The organism is Sneathiella sp. (assembly GCF_036960985.1).
In the GTDB taxonomy this organism is placed as follows: domain Bacteria; phylum Pseudomonadota; class Alphaproteobacteria; order Sneathiellales; family Sneathiellaceae; genus Sneathiella.
Genome location: NZ_JBALWD010000055.1, coordinates 1 through 15,692 on the forward strand (window position 1 = coordinate 1; position 15,692 = coordinate 15,692).

12 protein-coding genes and 1 tRNA gene are annotated in these 15,692 nt (G+C 48.3%); all 13 read right to left on the reverse strand.

Translation table 11 applies throughout. From position 1 onward, the window contains the following. Positions 1-113 precede the first annotated feature (113 nt). Positions 114-2,189: an elongation factor G gene (gene fusA / locus V7723_RS19190; protein WP_335686114.1), complete on the reverse strand. Its 2,076-nt coding sequence runs from the start codon at positions 2,187-2,189 to the stop codon at positions 114-116. Between the two features lie 23 nt (positions 2,190-2,212). Beyond that, complete coding sequence (rpsG, locus tag V7723_RS19195; protein ID WP_335686115.1) at positions 2,213-2,683, reverse strand: 30S ribosomal protein S7; 471 nt, start codon at positions 2,681-2,683, stop codon at positions 2,213-2,215. A gap of 12 nt (positions 2,684-2,695) precedes the next feature. Beyond that, positions 2,696-3,067, reverse strand: coding sequence for a 30S ribosomal protein S12 (rpsL, locus tag V7723_RS19200; RefSeq protein WP_251933097.1), 372 nt, complete (start codon positions 3,065-3,067; stop codon positions 2,696-2,698). A gap of 432 nt (positions 3,068-3,499) precedes the next feature. Then, complete coding sequence (gene rpoC, locus V7723_RS19205; protein WP_335686116.1) at positions 3,500-7,684, reverse strand: DNA-directed RNA polymerase subunit beta'; 4,185 nt, start codon at positions 7,682-7,684, stop codon at positions 3,500-3,502. Between the two features lie 117 nt (positions 7,685-7,801). Then, positions 7,802-11,899, reverse strand: coding sequence for a DNA-directed RNA polymerase subunit beta (gene rpoB, locus V7723_RS19210; protein WP_335686123.1), 4,098 nt, complete (start codon positions 11,897-11,899; stop codon positions 7,802-7,804). 290 nt (positions 11,900-12,189) lie between these two features. Beyond that, positions 12,190-12,570, reverse strand: a complete 381-nt coding sequence (rplL, locus tag V7723_RS19215) for a 50S ribosomal protein L7/L12 (RefSeq protein ID WP_335686117.1) — start codon at positions 12,568-12,570, stop codon at positions 12,190-12,192. A 60-nt stretch (positions 12,571-12,630) separates the two neighbouring features. Continuing rightward, complete coding sequence (rplJ, locus tag V7723_RS19220; protein ID WP_335686118.1) at positions 12,631-13,140, reverse strand: 50S ribosomal protein L10; 510 nt, start codon at positions 13,138-13,140, stop codon at positions 12,631-12,633. A gap of 262 nt (positions 13,141-13,402) precedes the next feature. Next, positions 13,403-14,095: a 50S ribosomal protein L1 gene (gene rplA, locus V7723_RS19225; RefSeq protein ID WP_335686119.1), complete on the reverse strand. Its 693-nt coding sequence runs from the start codon at positions 14,093-14,095 to the stop codon at positions 13,403-13,405. Between the two features lies 1 nt (position 14,096). After that, on the reverse strand, positions 14,097-14,525 hold the full coding sequence (rplK, locus tag V7723_RS19230; protein WP_335686120.1) for a 50S ribosomal protein L11: 429 nt from the start codon (positions 14,523-14,525) through the stop codon (positions 14,097-14,099). Between the two features lie 91 nt (positions 14,526-14,616). Beyond that, positions 14,617-15,147, reverse strand: coding sequence for a transcription termination/antitermination protein NusG (nusG, locus tag V7723_RS19235; RefSeq protein WP_335686121.1), 531 nt, complete (start codon positions 15,145-15,147; stop codon positions 14,617-14,619). A 4-nt stretch (positions 15,148-15,151) separates the two neighbouring features. Then, on the reverse strand, positions 15,152-15,349 hold the full coding sequence (secE, locus tag V7723_RS19240) for a preprotein translocase subunit SecE (protein WP_251933110.1): 198 nt from the start codon (positions 15,347-15,349) through the stop codon (positions 15,152-15,154). A 76-nt stretch (positions 15,350-15,425) separates the two neighbouring features. Further along, positions 15,426-15,501: transfer RNA gene (locus tag V7723_RS19245), tRNA-Trp, on the reverse strand. A gap of 116 nt (positions 15,502-15,617) precedes the next feature. Then, positions 15,618-15,692 (reverse strand): hypothetical protein (locus V7723_RS19250; protein WP_335686124.1); only part of this gene is annotated, 75 nt, incomplete at its 5' end.

Below are 15,692 nucleotides of genomic sequence, written 5' to 3' on the forward strand. Positions count from 1 at the left end.
TTACCATGGTCAACGTGACCAATCGTTCCAATGTTACAATGCGGTTTACTACGATCAAATTTCTCTTTGGCCATTTTATCTCTCCGTTTTCTCCGGCTGCCTTAGCTCTTCAATTACGCCAACTTCGCCAGAACTTCATCTGATACGTGTTGTGGCACTTGCTCATAATGGTCGAAATCCATGCTAAATGTTGCACGCCCTTGGGTCTGCGACCGAAGAGTGTTCACATAACCAAACATGTTGGCCAGTGGCACCATAGCGTTTACTACTTGCGCGATACCGCGCTGCTCTGTTCCGGCGACCTGCCCACGACGACTGTTCAAATCACCCATCACGTCTCCGATATACTCATCCGGTGTGACGATCTCGACTTTCATCAGAGGCTCCAGAAGACGCAAACCAGCTTTACGAGCCAATTCACGCATTGCCGACCGACCCGCGATTTCAAACGCCATAACCGAACTATCCACGTCATGGTAGGCGCCATCAATGAGTTTTACATCGACATCGATAATCGGAAAGCCGGCGAGAACGCCTGTATCGATGATGTCCTTAATGCCTTTTTTAACACCTGGAATGTATTCTTTAGGAACCGAACCACCAGTAATCGAGTCATCAAACGTAAAACCAGCACCGGGTTCGCCCGGCTTAGCAACCAGTTTAATCCGAGCAAACTGCCCAGAACCGCCAGACTGCTTCTTATGGGTATAATCAAGCTCGGCTTCTTGTGTAATGCTTTCACGATACGCAACCTGCGGCGCACCGATATTTGCTTCAACGCCGAATTCCCGCTTCATGCGATCAACAATGATGTCCAAATGCAGCTCGCCCATTCCTTTAATAATGGTCTGACCACTTTCGTAGTCACTTGTGACCCGGAAGGACGGATCTTCTTGAGCCAAACGGTTCAAGGCAACACCCATTTTTTCTTGGTCTGTCTTTGTCTTGGGCTCAACTGCAATTTCGATCACCGGTTCTGGGAATTCCATGCGTTCCAGAATAATCGGTTTGGTTGCATCACACAGCGTCTCACCAGTGGTTGTCGCTTTTAGACCTGCAATCGCGACAATATCACCCGCGCGAGCTTCTTTAACATCTTCCCGACTGTTTGCATGCATCTGCAACATACGACCAACACGCTCACGATTGTCTTTTACAGAGTTTAAAGTCTGCGTGCCGGCTTGCAGAACACCGGAATAAACACGAACAAATGTCAACGAGCCCACGAACGGATCTGTCATAACCTTAAAGGCTAGACCCGCGAACGGCTCATCGTCTGACGGCATGCGGGTCATTCCTTCACCCGTTTTAACGTCACTACCCTCAGTAGCACCGATATCAATCGGAGACGGCATAAAGTCGATTACCGCATCCAGAAGTGGCTGCACGCCTTTGTTTTTGAAGGCCGTTCCAGTAAGAACCGGCACGAAAGTTCCAGCTAATGTTCCCGCCCGAATGCAACGACGAAGCGTGGCTTGATCAGGCTCATTGCCTTCAAGATAAGCTTCCAGAACTTCTTCATCTGATTCAATGGCCGATTCAACCATTGCCAGGTGATATTCTGCAGCTTTATCGGCAAGCTCAGGACGGATATCGCGATATTCGAAAGACGCACCCATTTCTTCGCCGGTCCAGACAATTTCCTGCATCCGGATCAGATCAACAACACCTTCAAATTCCGCTTCCGAACCGATAGGTAATTGCAATAAAAGCGGGTTGGCGCCCAACCGTGTTTTGAACATTTCCACACAGTTATAGAAATCAGCGCCTGTACGGTCCATCTTGTTGACGAAACACATACGTGGCACCCGATACTTATCAGCTTGGCGCCAAACTGTTTCCGACTGCGGCTCAACACCAGCAACGCCATCAAAAACGGCGACAGCACCGTCAAGCACCCGAAGCGACCGTTCTACTTCAATTGTAAAGTCAACATGGCCGGGCGTGTCGATGATGTTAATACGGTGATCATTCCAAAAGCACGTTGTCGCAGCAGAAGTAATAGTAATACCCCGCTCCTGCTCCTGCTCCATCCAATCCATCGTAGCAGCACCGTCGTGGACTTCACCAATTTTGTGCGACACGCCTGTGTAATACAGGATGCGCTCTGTTGTTGTCGTCTTACCAGCATCAATATGGGCCATAATCCCAATATTGCGGTAATCTTCGATGGGCGTTGTGCGTGCCATATCCGAAATCCTAGCCTAAACTTCTACCAGCGATAATGAGCAAAAGCGCGGTTCGCTTCAGCCATCTTATGTGTGTCTTCACGTTTCTTAACGGCGCCACCGCGCTCGTTAGATGCATCAAGTATCTCGCCAGACAACCGATCAACCATTGTGACCTCCGAGCGCTTCCGAGCACTCGAAATCAACCAACGAATTGCAAGCGCTTGCGCCCGCTCCGACCGAACCTCAACAGGTACCTGATACGTTGCACCACCAACACGGCGCGACCGCACTTCAAGATCTGGCTTAATTTTGTCGAGCGCTTCATGAAATACTTCAACCGGGCTATTGCCGGTTTTCTTTTCAATCAAATCAAAGGCATCATAAATAATACCTTCTGCAGTAGTTTTCTTGCCTGCAAGCATTAGGGAGTTCATGAACTTGGTCAGAACAATATCACCAAATTTTGCGTCTGGTAAAACTTCGCGCTTTTCTGCGGCGTGACGACGTGACATCCGATAAATTCCTTATTTAGGCTTCTTCGCGCCATATTTGGAGCGGCGTTGGCGGCGATCATTAATACCTTGTGTATCCAGAACACCACGAATGATGTGATACCGGACACCAGGCAAATCTTTTACACGGCCGCCACGAATCAAGACTACGGAATGTTCTTGCAGGTTATGCCCTTCACCTGGGATATAACTTGTCACTTCAAAACCGTTCGTCAAACGAACACGGGCGACTTTACGCAAAGCCGAGTTCGGCTTCTTAGGCGTTGTCGTATACACTCTTGTGCAAACACCACGTTTCTGCGGGCACGCTTCCATGGCGGGCACTTTATTACGCGAAACCGGCGATTTGCGCGGATTTCTAATCAGCTGATTAATAGTAGGCATTCTTGTTCCTATCAATTTCATACCGCAAATAGCACAGCCGCGCGCAGCTGCGGCTCTGCTCGCGGTCGGGGTTTTTTGCGTCCACCCGAAAAGACTTAACACGCGCGTTTTTTGACAAAATCCTGACGACGCACGGAAAAACACTAAGCAATTTGGTTGTCAGGAGCGCGCAATATATGGGCGAGTCTCTCCTCAGTCAAGTAGAAAAGATTGCGATTTTATTAAAGTCTTAAAACCGCAGTTTCTTGCCTCCTTGAGGCATATATTTAGCACCGAATGTGGCATTCCAGGGGCAATTCAAATTCTACGTCTCCAATGTCGAATAAAAAGGCCTCCCTCAACGAAAAAACGGCGCCCATTTCGGGGCACCGTTTCGCTATTTTTCGAGGAATATCAAACGATTCCCGGTCAACAGGTATCGCGATTCCCTTTTTACTCTGCAGCAGGTATTTCTTCCGTTGAATCCGGCACGTTCAATTCCGCCGGTGCTGATTTTTCCTGAAGTTCCCGATCTCGTGCAGCTGCTTGCAGCTTGAGGCGCGTCATCTGAGCACCTGTTCCTGCTGGGATCAGACGGCCCACGATGACATTCTCTTTCAAGCCTATCAACGTATCTTTCTTACCCGCAACTGATGCCTCTGTCAGAACCCGTGTAGTTTCCTGGAACGACGCAGCGGAGATAAACGAGTTAGTCTGCAAGCTTGCTTTAGTTATACCCAACAAGATCGGGCTTCCTATTGCAGGCTCAAGTCCTTCATCAACCAGCTTCAAATTCTGAGCTGCGAATTCTTCGCGATCAACATGCTCACCAAGAAGGAACGTGCTTTCACCAGATTTCTCAATCTCGACCTTCTGCAGCATCTGACGACAAATAACTTCAATATGCTTGTCGTTGATCGGCACGCCTTGCAATCTGTAAACATCCTGAATTTCGTTAATCAAGAAGTTTGCTAATGCTTCGACGCCCAAGACTTTAAGAATATCATGCGGCGCTGGGTTTCCATCAAGCAGGTAGTCGCCCACCCGTACATAGTCACCTTCATTCACTGCAAGATGCTTGCCTTTTGGAATCAAATATTCAACAGGTTCCGCCCCTTCACCTTCAGGACGAATAGAAACCCGGCGTTTGGATTTATAATCTTTCCCAAATTCGATAAAACCGTCTGCTTCGGCGATAATCGCGTGATCTTTCGGACGACGGGCTTCAAATAGTTCCGCCACTCGCGGCAGACCACCTGTAATATCCTTCGTTTTCGAGCTTTCCTTCGGAATACGAGCGATAATATCACCGGCTTGAACAGACGCGCCGTCTTCCACGGACAAAATAGCGTCCACAGGCAAGAAGTAACGTGCTTCATGACCACTTGGTAATGTCAGTAGCTCACCTTTATCATCTCGCAATGTCACTCTAGGGCGCAAATCGCTGCCTTTTGGCTGCAATTTCCAATCCACGACAAGCTTACGGGCGATACCGGTGGCTTCATCAACCTGATCGACAATCGACACACCAGTGACCAGGTCTTTGTACCCAACAATACCTTCAAGTTCGGTAATAACGGGTGTTGTAAATGGATCCCATTGGGCTAACTTGTCACCCGGTTTCGCTGTTTCACCATCATCTACCAGTAACCGTGTTCCATAATTAATTCTATGGCGAGCCCGTTCACGGTTGTTGCTGTCTACTAGAACAAGCTCAGCATTCCGTCCCATCACAATCGGACGACCACTGCTATCGATAACCACATTGCGGTTTTCGATTTTAATTGTTCCTTCGTGCGATGCCTCAATGGAGGATACTTCGGCAACCTGTGCCGTTCCGCCAATATGGAATGTCCGCATGGTCAGCTGAGTACCTGGCTCACCAATTGATTGCGCGGCAATAACGCCGACGGCTTCCCCGATATTGACAGGCGTTCCGCGGGCCAGATCTCGGCCATAACATTTACCGCAAATTCCGCCTTTAGTTTCACACGTCAAAACAGAGCGGATCAAAACCTGTTCCACACCACCGGTTTCTGCTAGCACAGATGTTTGTTCGTCGAACATATCGCCGCCGGCGACAATGACTTCGCCGGTAATCGGATTGACAACATCAACCGCCGCCGTCCGGCCAAGAAGCCGAGCGCTCAGCGGTGATATAATGTTACTGCCTTCAACGACTTCACGAACGGTGACGCCTTTTTCTGTCCCGCAATCTTCAACGATCACGACACAATCCTGTGCAACATCAACAAGACGACGTGTCAGGTAACCTGAGTTAGCCGTTTTCAATGCTGTATCTGCAAGGCCTTTACGTGCCCCATGGGTCGAGTTGAAATATTCAAGAACGCTCAACCCTTCCTTAAAGTTAGAGATAATCGGCGTTTCAATGATTTCACCAGACGGCTTCGCCATCAATCCGCGCATCCCCGCCAACTGCTTCATCTGTGCCGCAGAACCACGGGCTCCAGAATTGGCCATCATAAAGATTGAATTAATACCCACCTGACGATTATTCTCATCCATTTCGACAGCTTCAATGACTTTCATCATTTCATCCGCAACTTTGTCCGTACATTGTGACCAGGCGTCAATGACCTTGTTGTACTTCTCGCCCTGCGTAATCAAGCCATCATAATACTGACGCTCATATTCTTCAGCGAGTTTCCGAGTATCCTCAACCAGCGCTTCTTTCGAAACTGGAATCTTCATGTCATCTTTACCGAAGGAAATACCAGCACGACAAGCGTGAGCGAATCCGAGGCCCATGATCCGATCAGCAAAAATAACCGTTTCCTTTTGGCCACAGTGACGATAGACCTCGTCGATCACCTGGGTGATTTCTTTCTTGGTCAGTAGACGGTTAATCAAACTGAAGCTGATTTTCGCATTCTTCGGGAGAATTTCTTCAATCAGCATACGGCCTGGTGTCGTTTCAACCAGCTCACGTGTGAGCGATCCATCTTCATGGGTTACCGTAATCTTCGTTTTAATCTTACTGTGGAGCGTCAGAATATTATGCTCGATCGCATGCGTGGCTTCCGCCACATCTGAGATGATCATGCCCTGCCCCGGTTCGTTTTCAATATCCATTGTAAGATAATAGATACCAAGAACGATGTCCTGACTTGGAACGATGATAGGCTTACCACTGGCCGGGCTCAAGATGTTGTTTGTCGACATCATAAGAACACGTGCTTCGAGCTGCGCTTCCAGTGACAACGGTACGTGAACCGCCATTTGGTCACCGTCAAAGTCAGCATTAAAGGCAGTACAGACCAACGGATGCAATTGAATTGCTTTACCTTCGATCAACACAGGTTCAAACGCCTGAATACCAAGCCTATGCAAGGTTGGTGCGCGGTTCAGAAGCACTGGATGCTCACGGATAACTTCTTCAAGTATATCCCAAACTTCCGGACGCTCCTTCTCAACCAGTTTCTTCGCCATCTTAACTGTTGCCGCCATGCCTTTAAGTTCTAGCTTGGCGTAAATAAACGGCTTAAAGAGTTCGAGAGCCATTTTCTTCGGCAAGCCGCATTGATGCAGCTTCAATTCCGGACCAACAACGATAACTGAACGGCCGGAATAGTCGACACGTTTACCAAGCAAGTTTTGGCGGAAACGTCCCTGTTTACCTTTAAGCATATCGGACAAAGATTTAAGCGGCCGTTTGTTAGCACCTGTAATAACGCGACCACGGCGACCATTGTCAAACAACGCATCGACAGATTCCTGAAGCATCCGCTTTTCGTTACGAACAATGATGTCGGGAGCGCGTAATTCAATCAGCCGTTTCAAACGGTTGTTCCGATTAATAACCCGGCGATATAGATCGTTCAAATCAGAAGTTGCGAACCGACCGCCATCAAGCGGTACAAGTGGACGCAATTCAGGTGGAATAACCGGTATTACCTGTAATATCATCCATTCAGGACGATTGCCTGATTCCATGAATGCTTCGATAATTTTCAAGCGTTTCGCCAATTTCCGCGGCTTCGCTTCCGATGTAGTTGTCCGCATTTCTTCCCGGATTACGTCGCGGATCGCTTCCAAATCAAGCGCTGAAAGTATGTCACGAATAGCTTCTGCGCCGATACCGGCTGTAAAGGCATCTTCACCATATTCGTCTTGCGCATCCATATGTTCTTCTTCGCTCAACAGTTGGAACTGTTTAAGCGGCGACAAGCCAGGTTCAATTACAACATAGTTTTCGAAGTAAAGGATCCGCTCCAGATCTTTCAATGTCATATCCAACAAAAGTCCGATACGCGATGGCAGGGATTTCAAGAACCAAATATGAGCCACAGGAGAAGCAAGCTCAATATGGGCCATACGTTCCCGGCGAACTTTCGACAGCGTGACCTCAACACCACATTTCTCACAGGTGATGCCGCGATACTTCATGCGCTTATATTTACCGCACAAACATTCGTAATCTTTAATTGGGCCAAAAATTCTGGCACAGAAAAGGCCATCTTTTTCCGGCTTGAAAGTTCGGTAATTGATGGTTTCAGGTTTCTTGATCTCACCAAAGGACCAGGACCGGATGCGTTCTGGCGACGCAATCGAAATCCGAATTTCATCAAAAGCCTGAGTGCCCTGTGGCTGACCAAAAAGGTTCATCAACTCATTCATGGACCATCTCTCCTATTTAAACCCGGTGGTTCCGGGCGGCGCATTAAATGCGGCCTAAATTTCGTTGTCTGTGACCGTCGTAGTAAAAGGTCCCGGCTTTCACCGGAACCTCATGTCTTAGTAGCCGATTTGAGAAAGCTCCACATTCAGGCACAAAGATCTCATTTCCTTGACCAGAACGTTGAAGCTTTCCGGAATACCGGCTTCGAATGTATCATCGCCGCGAACAATGGCTTCGTAAACCTTGGTCCGCCCGGCCACGTCATCGGATTTCACCGTCAACATTTCCTGCAGAGTATAGGCTGCACCATATGCCTGCAATGCCCAGACCTCCATTTCACCAAAGCGCTGTCCACCGAACTGAGCTTTACCGCCAAGAGGCTGCTGTGTAACAAGACTGTATGGCCCAATAGAGCGGGCATGGATCTTGTCATCCACGAGATGGTGGAGTTTCAGCATGTAAATATAGCCAACAGTAACTTTACGGTCAAATGTCTCGCCAGTACGACCATCAATCAGGGTGACCTGGCCAGATGTATCCAAACCTGCGACTTCGAGAAGACGGTTGATATCATCTTCCTTCGCGCCATCGAAAACTGGCGTTGCCATGGGCACACCATTGCGAAGATTGCCACCCAATTCAATAAACTGGTCGTCTGACATCCCTGACATTTTTTCTTCATACTCATCGTCGCCGTAGACTTCTTTGAGTTTGTCTTTCAGGGGCTGCAGATCTTCTGAACCGCGTTTGATCCGTGTCATGATCTCTGTGACCTGCATGCCAATACCATGACTTGCCCATCCCAGATGTGTTTCCAAAATCTGACCCACATTCATACGCGAAGGCACACCCAGAGGGTTCAAAACGATATCGACCGGTTTTCCATCTTCAAGATATGGCATGTCTTCTTGCGGCATGATCCGGGAGATAACTCCCTTGTTACCATGACGACCAGCCATTTTATCACCGGGCTGAAGCTTACGCTTCACGGCAACAAAGACTTTGACCATTTTCATAACCCCGGGAGGAAGCTCATCGCCCCGCTGTAGTTTATCGACCTTGTTTTCAAACCGCGCACGAAGTCCGCCAATGGCTTCATCATACTGCTTTTTAAGCTGTTCAATTTTCTCCATTGCAGAGTCATCTTTAACAGAAAGCTGCCACCAGACACCTGTATGGAGTTCCATCAATTTTTCTGAATCAATAACCTCACCAGCTTTAAACTCGGATGGACCAGATGCAACTTTCTGCGAAATCAGCAGGCTTCTCAACCGATCATAAATCGTCCGCTCAAGAATGGCTTTCTCGTCATCCCGGTCTTTTGCAAGATGCTCGATCTCATCCCGCTCGATGGCAAGAGCACGTTCGTCTTTTTCCACACCATGGCGGTTAAAGACCCGCACCTCAACAACAGTTCCAGCCACACCTGGCGGCAACCGCAGCGACGTATCACGCACGTCGGATGCTTTTTCACCAAAGATCGCTCGAAGAAGTTTTTCTTCTGGTGTCATTGGGCTTTCGCCCTTCGGTGTGATTTTACCGACGAGAATATCACCAGGCTGAATTTCCGCACCCACGTAAACAATCCCGGCTTCATCAAGGCTCTTCAGCCCCTCTTCACCCACATTAGGAATGTCCCGCGTGATTTCTTCAGGGCCAAGTTTAGTGTCGCGGGCCATGACTTCAAATTCTTCAATATGAATCGACGTGAATACGTCGTCTTTCACGATCCGTTCGGAAATAAGAATTGAATCTTCGAAGTTATAACCATTCCACGGCATAAAGGCGACGAGGACATTCCGTCCCAAAGCCAATTCACCCAAGTCTGTCGATGGGCCGTCACAAATGATGTCACCGGCAATAACCTCATCCCCTACTTTAACCAGCGGACGCTGGGTAATACAGGTGTTCTGGTTTGACCGTTGGAACTTCAACAGATTGTAAATATCAACACCAGAGCGACTCAAATCAGCTTCATCAATTGCTCGAATAACGATACGGGTCGCATCTACCTGATCCACAATACCTGAGCGTTTCGCAACTGTTGCCACACCTGAATCTCGAGCGACACGTTCTTCCATCCCGGTTCCGACGAAAGGCGCTTCTGCGCGCAACAAAGGAACGGCCTGACGTTGCATGTTCGATCCCATAAGGGCCCGGTTCGCATCGTCATTTTCTAGGAAAGGAATAAGCGCGGCACCAACCGACACCAGCTGTTTTGGTGACACGTCAATGAAGGTTATGTTTTCCGGCTTGGCGACGACATACTCGCCCTGCGCCCGGCACCGTACGAAATCATCCGTAAAAGAGCCTTTTGCATCCAAGCCCGCATTTGCTTGTGATATCGTATGCTTGCTTTCCTCCATTGCTGAAAGATACTTGATTTCGCCCGTCAGTTTTCCACCTTCAACGCGTTGATAAGGGCTTTCGATAAACCCGTATTTATTCACTCGGGCAAACGTAGCCAGCGAGTTGATCAAGCCGATGTTAGGCCCTTCCGGTGTTTCAATTGGACAGATACGCCCATAATGAGTTGGATGCACGTCACGTACTTCAAAACCAGCACGCTCACGAGTCAAACCACCGGGCCCAAGCGCAGACAAACGACGCTTATGCGTAATTTCTGAAAGTGGGTTAGTCTGATCCATAAACTGGCTAAGCTGGCTTGAACCAAAGAATTCACGAACAGCAGCAGCAGCTGGCTTCGCGTTAATCAAATCATGGGGCATGACAGTGTCGATTTCGACAGAACTCATACGCTCACGAATGGCACGTTCCATCCGCAACAATCCTATACGATACTGATTTTCCATCAATTCGCCGACGGAACGAACCCGACGGTTACCCAGATTATCGATATCGTCTGTTTCACCATGTCCATCTTTCAGACGAACCAACGTTTTTACCACATCAAGGATATCTTCCTTGCGTAGAACACGCACGGTATCTTCCACATCCAAATCCAGGCGCATATTCATTTTCGCCCGGCCAACAGCCGACAGATCATAGCGTTCTGAATCAAAGAACAATCCATGGAAAAGGGCTTCTGCCGTTTCCTCGGTCGGTGGTTCACCCGGACGCATCACACGATAAATATCAATGAGCGCTTGGTCGCGAGAATTGCTCTTGTCGACGGCCAATGTATTACGGATATAAGGACCAACACTCACGTTATCGATATCCAGTGTCGGAATTTTCTTGAAGCCCGAAGCTTCCAATTGGTCGATCAGAGCTTCCGTCAGCTCTTCACCGGCTTCAACAAAAACCTCACCGGTTTTTTCATTGATCATATCTTCAGCCACAAAACGGCCGACAAGATCAAGGTGGCCGACAAGCATGTCTTTCAAGCCAGCTTCCGTCAATTTGTTCGCAAGACGTTGGGTAACTTTCGTGCCAGCTTCAGCCACCACTTTTTGCGTATCAGCGTCGACCAGATCTCTGATCAATCGGCTACCACGGACGCGCTCTACATTGAACGGAGTGCGCCAGCCTTTTTTGTCCAGCTTGTAAACAACTTGGTCATAGAAGTAAGCCAGAATATCTTCGTGATTCATTTCAAGTGCTTGCAACAACGCAGTTACAGGCAATTTCCGACGCCGATCGATACGAACATGTACAATGTCCTTGGCGTCAAATTCAAAATCTAGCCACGAACCACGGTAAGGAATAACCCGCGCAGCAAACAACAATTTACCACTGGCATGCGTCTTACCTTTGTCATGATCAAAGAATACGCCAGGGCTACGATGCATCTGAGAGACAATGACGCGTTCAGTACCATTAATAATGAACGTTCCCTTGTCGGTCATGAGGGGCATATCGCCCATGTAAACGCTCTGTTCCTTAATATCGAGAACAGATTTAGCTTCTGTGTCCGGATCTACTTCGAATACGATGAGGCGCAGCGTCGCTTTTAGCGGTGCGCCAAAGGTCATGCCTCGTTGCTGGCATTCCTCTTCGTCATATTTTGGTGGCTCAAATTCATAACTTACGAATTCCAAGCTCGCTGTATCGGCAAAATCTTTGATTGGAAAGACTGACTTGAAGACGGATTGAAGACCTTCGTCTCCGCGCTCAAGTGGCGCAACGTGCTTCATCAAAAACGCATCATAGGAAGTTTTCTGAACTTCAATCAAGTTCGGCATTTCCGTTGCCGCCTCAATACTTCCAAAATTTTTACGAACGCGCTTGCGACCGGTGAACGACTGCAATATGCCCATGCCAAATCCCCGTGTGTTTATTGGCCTATTAAAAAACAAACTTTCTCAGAAAGAAAGGATGCCTGCCCGATATATCTATTAAAAATCAATCAATTAGAGATCAATTTAAGAATGCATATCCAGCTAATTCATTGTCAGTATTAGGCGGCTGACAGCGCCACGTTTTCTTTGGAATCCCGCCGGATTACCGCTGCCTTGTTCAGAAAGCGGCTGCGGGGAAGGCAGCAAACGCCACCTTCCCCGTTACCAATTTAGCAATCAAAAGACCGCTGCATCCATCAGGCTTATTTAAGCTCAACAGTTGCACCAGCACCTTCGAGTTGTCCTTTGATCTTTTCAGCTTCGTCTTTAGGTACACCTTCTCTAACAGCTTTAGGTGCAGCTTCGACGAGATCTTTCGCGTCTTTGAGGCCCAGGCCAGTGATGGCGCGGACTTCTTTAATGACATTGATTTTCTTTTCGCCGATAGACGCAAGAATAACATCAAACTCCGTTTTTTCTTCAACAGCAGCGGCATCACCACCACCAGCACCTGGAGCAGCAGCAGCAGCAACTGGTGCTGCTGCAGAAACGCCCCATTTTTCTTCTAGTATTTTTGCAAGATCTGCAGCTTCCAGCACAGTCAGGCTGGAAAGGTCTTCGGCAATCTTTTCGAGATCGGCCATTGTACTATTCTCCTCAGGTAAACCTATTGGTTCATATCAAAAATTAACTGGCTTTTACATCTAACCCTGTTCGGCTTTCGCCGACAGAACACGGGCCAACTGGCTAGCAGGTGCAGCAATAACACCAGCGATTTTCGTCGCAGGCGCTTGCAGCAATCCAACCAATTTACCACGAAGTTCATCAAGCGATGGTAGGCTTGCAAGAGACTTGACAGCCGCAGCGTCAAGTTCTGTAGAGCCCATAGCACCGCCAATAACGACAAACTTCTCATTCCCTTTTGCGTAATCCGTAACAACCTTCGGGGCAGCTATTGGATCACTTGAGTAAGCAATGCCAACAGGGCCTTTCAGTTTGTCGGACAGGGAACTATAGTCCGTGCCATCAAGAGCGAGACGCGCAAGCCGATTTTTAGTCACTTTGAAGTTGGCGCCGGCTTCATGCATCTTCACGCGCAAATTAGTCATTTCTGCCACAGTGAGACCACTGTATTCGGCAATAACAACAACACCTGCATCCGCGAAGACACCGTTCATTTCGGCAACCAATGCTTCTTTTTGCGATCGGTCCACTCGTCGTCTCCAGTATTTAGAATATCGTCAAACTTTAGACAACATTCCGGTTACAAATAGATCTGACCAAACGTCAGATCCGTTATACTGTCCCAGGTCCACCCGAATTGCTGACCAGCAGCGAATTTTTTAGTTTCCCTGTCTATGTAGGCAACAAATGTTATTAAATTTCCAAAAAGGAAACACCTACAGTCTCGGACAGACGGATTGGCGAACCAACCCGACATTTACCGCCCCGAAGAGCAGCAAATTTCTTTGTCGGCTAAATTACGTCACCAACCTCAAGCTTCACACCAGGACCCATCGTTGAGCTCACGGCGATCTTCTTGACAAATGTACCTTTAGCACCTGTCGGCTTGGCTTTCATAACCGCCCCAATAAAAGCACTAATGTTTTCATTCAACGCTTCTTTTGTGAAGCTGGATTTACCCAACCCGGCGTGAATAATACCTGTTTTCTCGGCACGAAATTCAACCTGACCGCCCTTTGCTGCCTTTACGGCTTCGGTGACGTTAGGTGTTACTGTACCAAGCTTCGGATTTGGCATCAGGCCGCGAGGACCAAGTACCTTACCCAAACGACCCACGACGGCCATCATGTCAGGTGTCGCAATACAACGGTCAAAATCCATGGCACCGGCCTGAATTTTTTCCATCAAATCTTCTGCACCAACCAGTTCTGCACCGGCAGCTGTTGCTTCTTCTGCTTTATCGCCACGCGCGAACACAGCGACACGAACAGATTTACCTGTACCATTTGGCAGCTGGATAACACCGCGCACCATCTGATCAGCATGCCGGGGATCGACACCCAGGTTCATTGCAATTTCGACAGTTTCGTCAAATTTGGAACTCGCGTTCGCTTTGACAATATCCACGGCCTCGGCCAGCGGGTAATGTTTTTCCTTGTCGTGCATTTCTGCTGCAACTTTTTGTCTTTTTGTTAGCTTTGCCATTTTATCCCACCACCTCAAGACCCATAGAACGGGCCGAGCCTTTGATAATGTTCATTGCAGCATCGATGTCATTGGCATTCAAATCCACCATCTTAGCCTCAGCAATCTCACGCACTTGAGCGGAGGTCACGGAACCTGCAATTTCCTTGTTCGGGGTACTTCCGCCCTTTTTGAGACCAGCGGCCTTAATCAAGAAATAAGATGCAGGTGGTGTCTTCGTAATAAATGTAAAAGACCGATCCGCGTATACAGTGATGACAGTAGGAATAGGCATGCCGCCTTCCATGCTCCCAGTCGCCGCATTAAACGCTTTGCAGAATTCCATGATATTCACACCCTGCTGACCCAATGCGGGTCCAATAGGAGGTGAAGGATTTGCCTGCCCCGCCGGGACCTGCAACTTAATATAACCTTTAATCTTCTTTGCCATTTTCTACCCTATTCATTTCCAAAGGGGCTGTGGTGCAGCCATGGCCGGCCTCCCACAACAATCTCGCACCATGCGAGACCACAAACTAGTCTTAACTCTTTTCAACCTGCGAATAATCCAGCTCAACAGGTGTCGATCTTCCAAAGATAGACACCGAAACCTTCAGCTTCGCTTTTTCTTCGTCTACGTCTTCCACCAAACCTAAGAAAGAAGCGAAAGGACCATCACTCACACGAACTTCTTCGCCAAGCTCAAAGGTAATTGACGGTTTCGGTCGCTCGATTCCCTCTTGCACCTGATTAAGAACCGCCATTGCTTCTTTTTCAGTAATTGGCGTCGGCTTATTACCATTCCCAAGAAACCCTGTCACTTTTGGCAGGTTTTTCACAAGATGGTAGGATTCGTCATTCATTTCCATATGGGCCAGCACGTAGCCTGGGAAGAACTTCCGTTCCGCACTTACTTTTTGGCCCCGGCGTATTTCAACAACTTCTTCGACAGGAACCAGAACCTCTTCGAACTGATCGGCCATGCCCTTGACAATGGCTTGTTCCTTAACGGATTGAGCCACTTTCTTTTCGAAGCCTGAATAGGCGTGAATTATGTACCAACGCTTTGCCATCTAATCAGGATCCCAAAGACAGAATAAATTTGACGATATGCTGGATACCGAAATCAACCGCGAAAAAGAACATTGAGGCCAAAAAAACCATGACGAAGACCATGCCAGTGGTTACCAGCGTTTCTTTCCGCGTTGGCCACGTGACTTTAGAAGCTTCTTGCCGCACTTGACGGATAAAAGCACCTGGATTTACCTTTGCCATATTTTCCTCAAAAAACTCATCAGCAGCCGGAACAGTTCGGCGGTATACAAGACTTTAACAAATAGATCAACCAGATTGGCAGGAGAGGAGGGACTCGAACCCACAACCCCCGGTTTTGGAGACCGGTGCTCTACCAATTGAGCTACACTCCTCCGGTCTGAATTGGCACGATCGCGCCGCTGGAATTAGGTCCAGCGGTTCGATACGTGATAATCTCTACTTGTATGTAGTCATCTCAACTATCAAAACAACTATATGACAGTTTCTCTTATTTAGAAACGCTGGCTACGACACCGGCACCGACGGTCCGGCCACCTTCGCGAATAGCGAAACGCAAGCCTTC

Coding starts and splice junctions, on each gene's coding strand:
- fusA (WP_335686114.1), bottom strand. CDS start 2,189: ATGGCACGCACAACGCCCATCGAAGATTACCGCAATATTGGGATTATG.
- rpsG (WP_335686115.1), bottom strand. CDS start 2,683: ATGTCACGTCGTCACGCCGCAGAAAAGCGCGAAGTTTTACCAGACGCA.
- rpsL (WP_251933097.1), bottom strand. CDS start 3,067: ATGCCTACTATTAATCAGCTGATTAGAAATCCGCGCAAATCGCCGGTT.
- rpoC (WP_335686116.1), bottom strand. CDS start 7,684: ATGAATGAGTTGATGAACCTTTTTGGTCAGCCACAGGGCACTCAGGCT.
- rplL (WP_335686117.1), bottom strand. CDS start 12,570: ATGGCCGATCTCGAAAAGATTGCCGAAGACCTTTCCAGCCTGACTGTG.
- rplA (WP_335686119.1), bottom strand. CDS start 14,095: ATGGCAAAGCTAACAAAAAGACAAAAAGTTGCAGCAGAAATGCACGAC.
- rplK (WP_335686120.1), bottom strand. CDS start 14,525: ATGGCAAAGAAGATTAAAGGTTATATTAAGTTGCAGGTCCCGGCGGGG.
- nusG (WP_335686121.1), bottom strand. CDS start 15,147: ATGGCAAAGCGTTGGTACATAATTCACGCCTATTCAGGCTTCGAAAAG.
- secE (WP_251933110.1), bottom strand. CDS start 15,349: ATGGCAAAGGTAAATCCAGGTGCTTTTATCCGTCAAGTGCGGCAAGAA.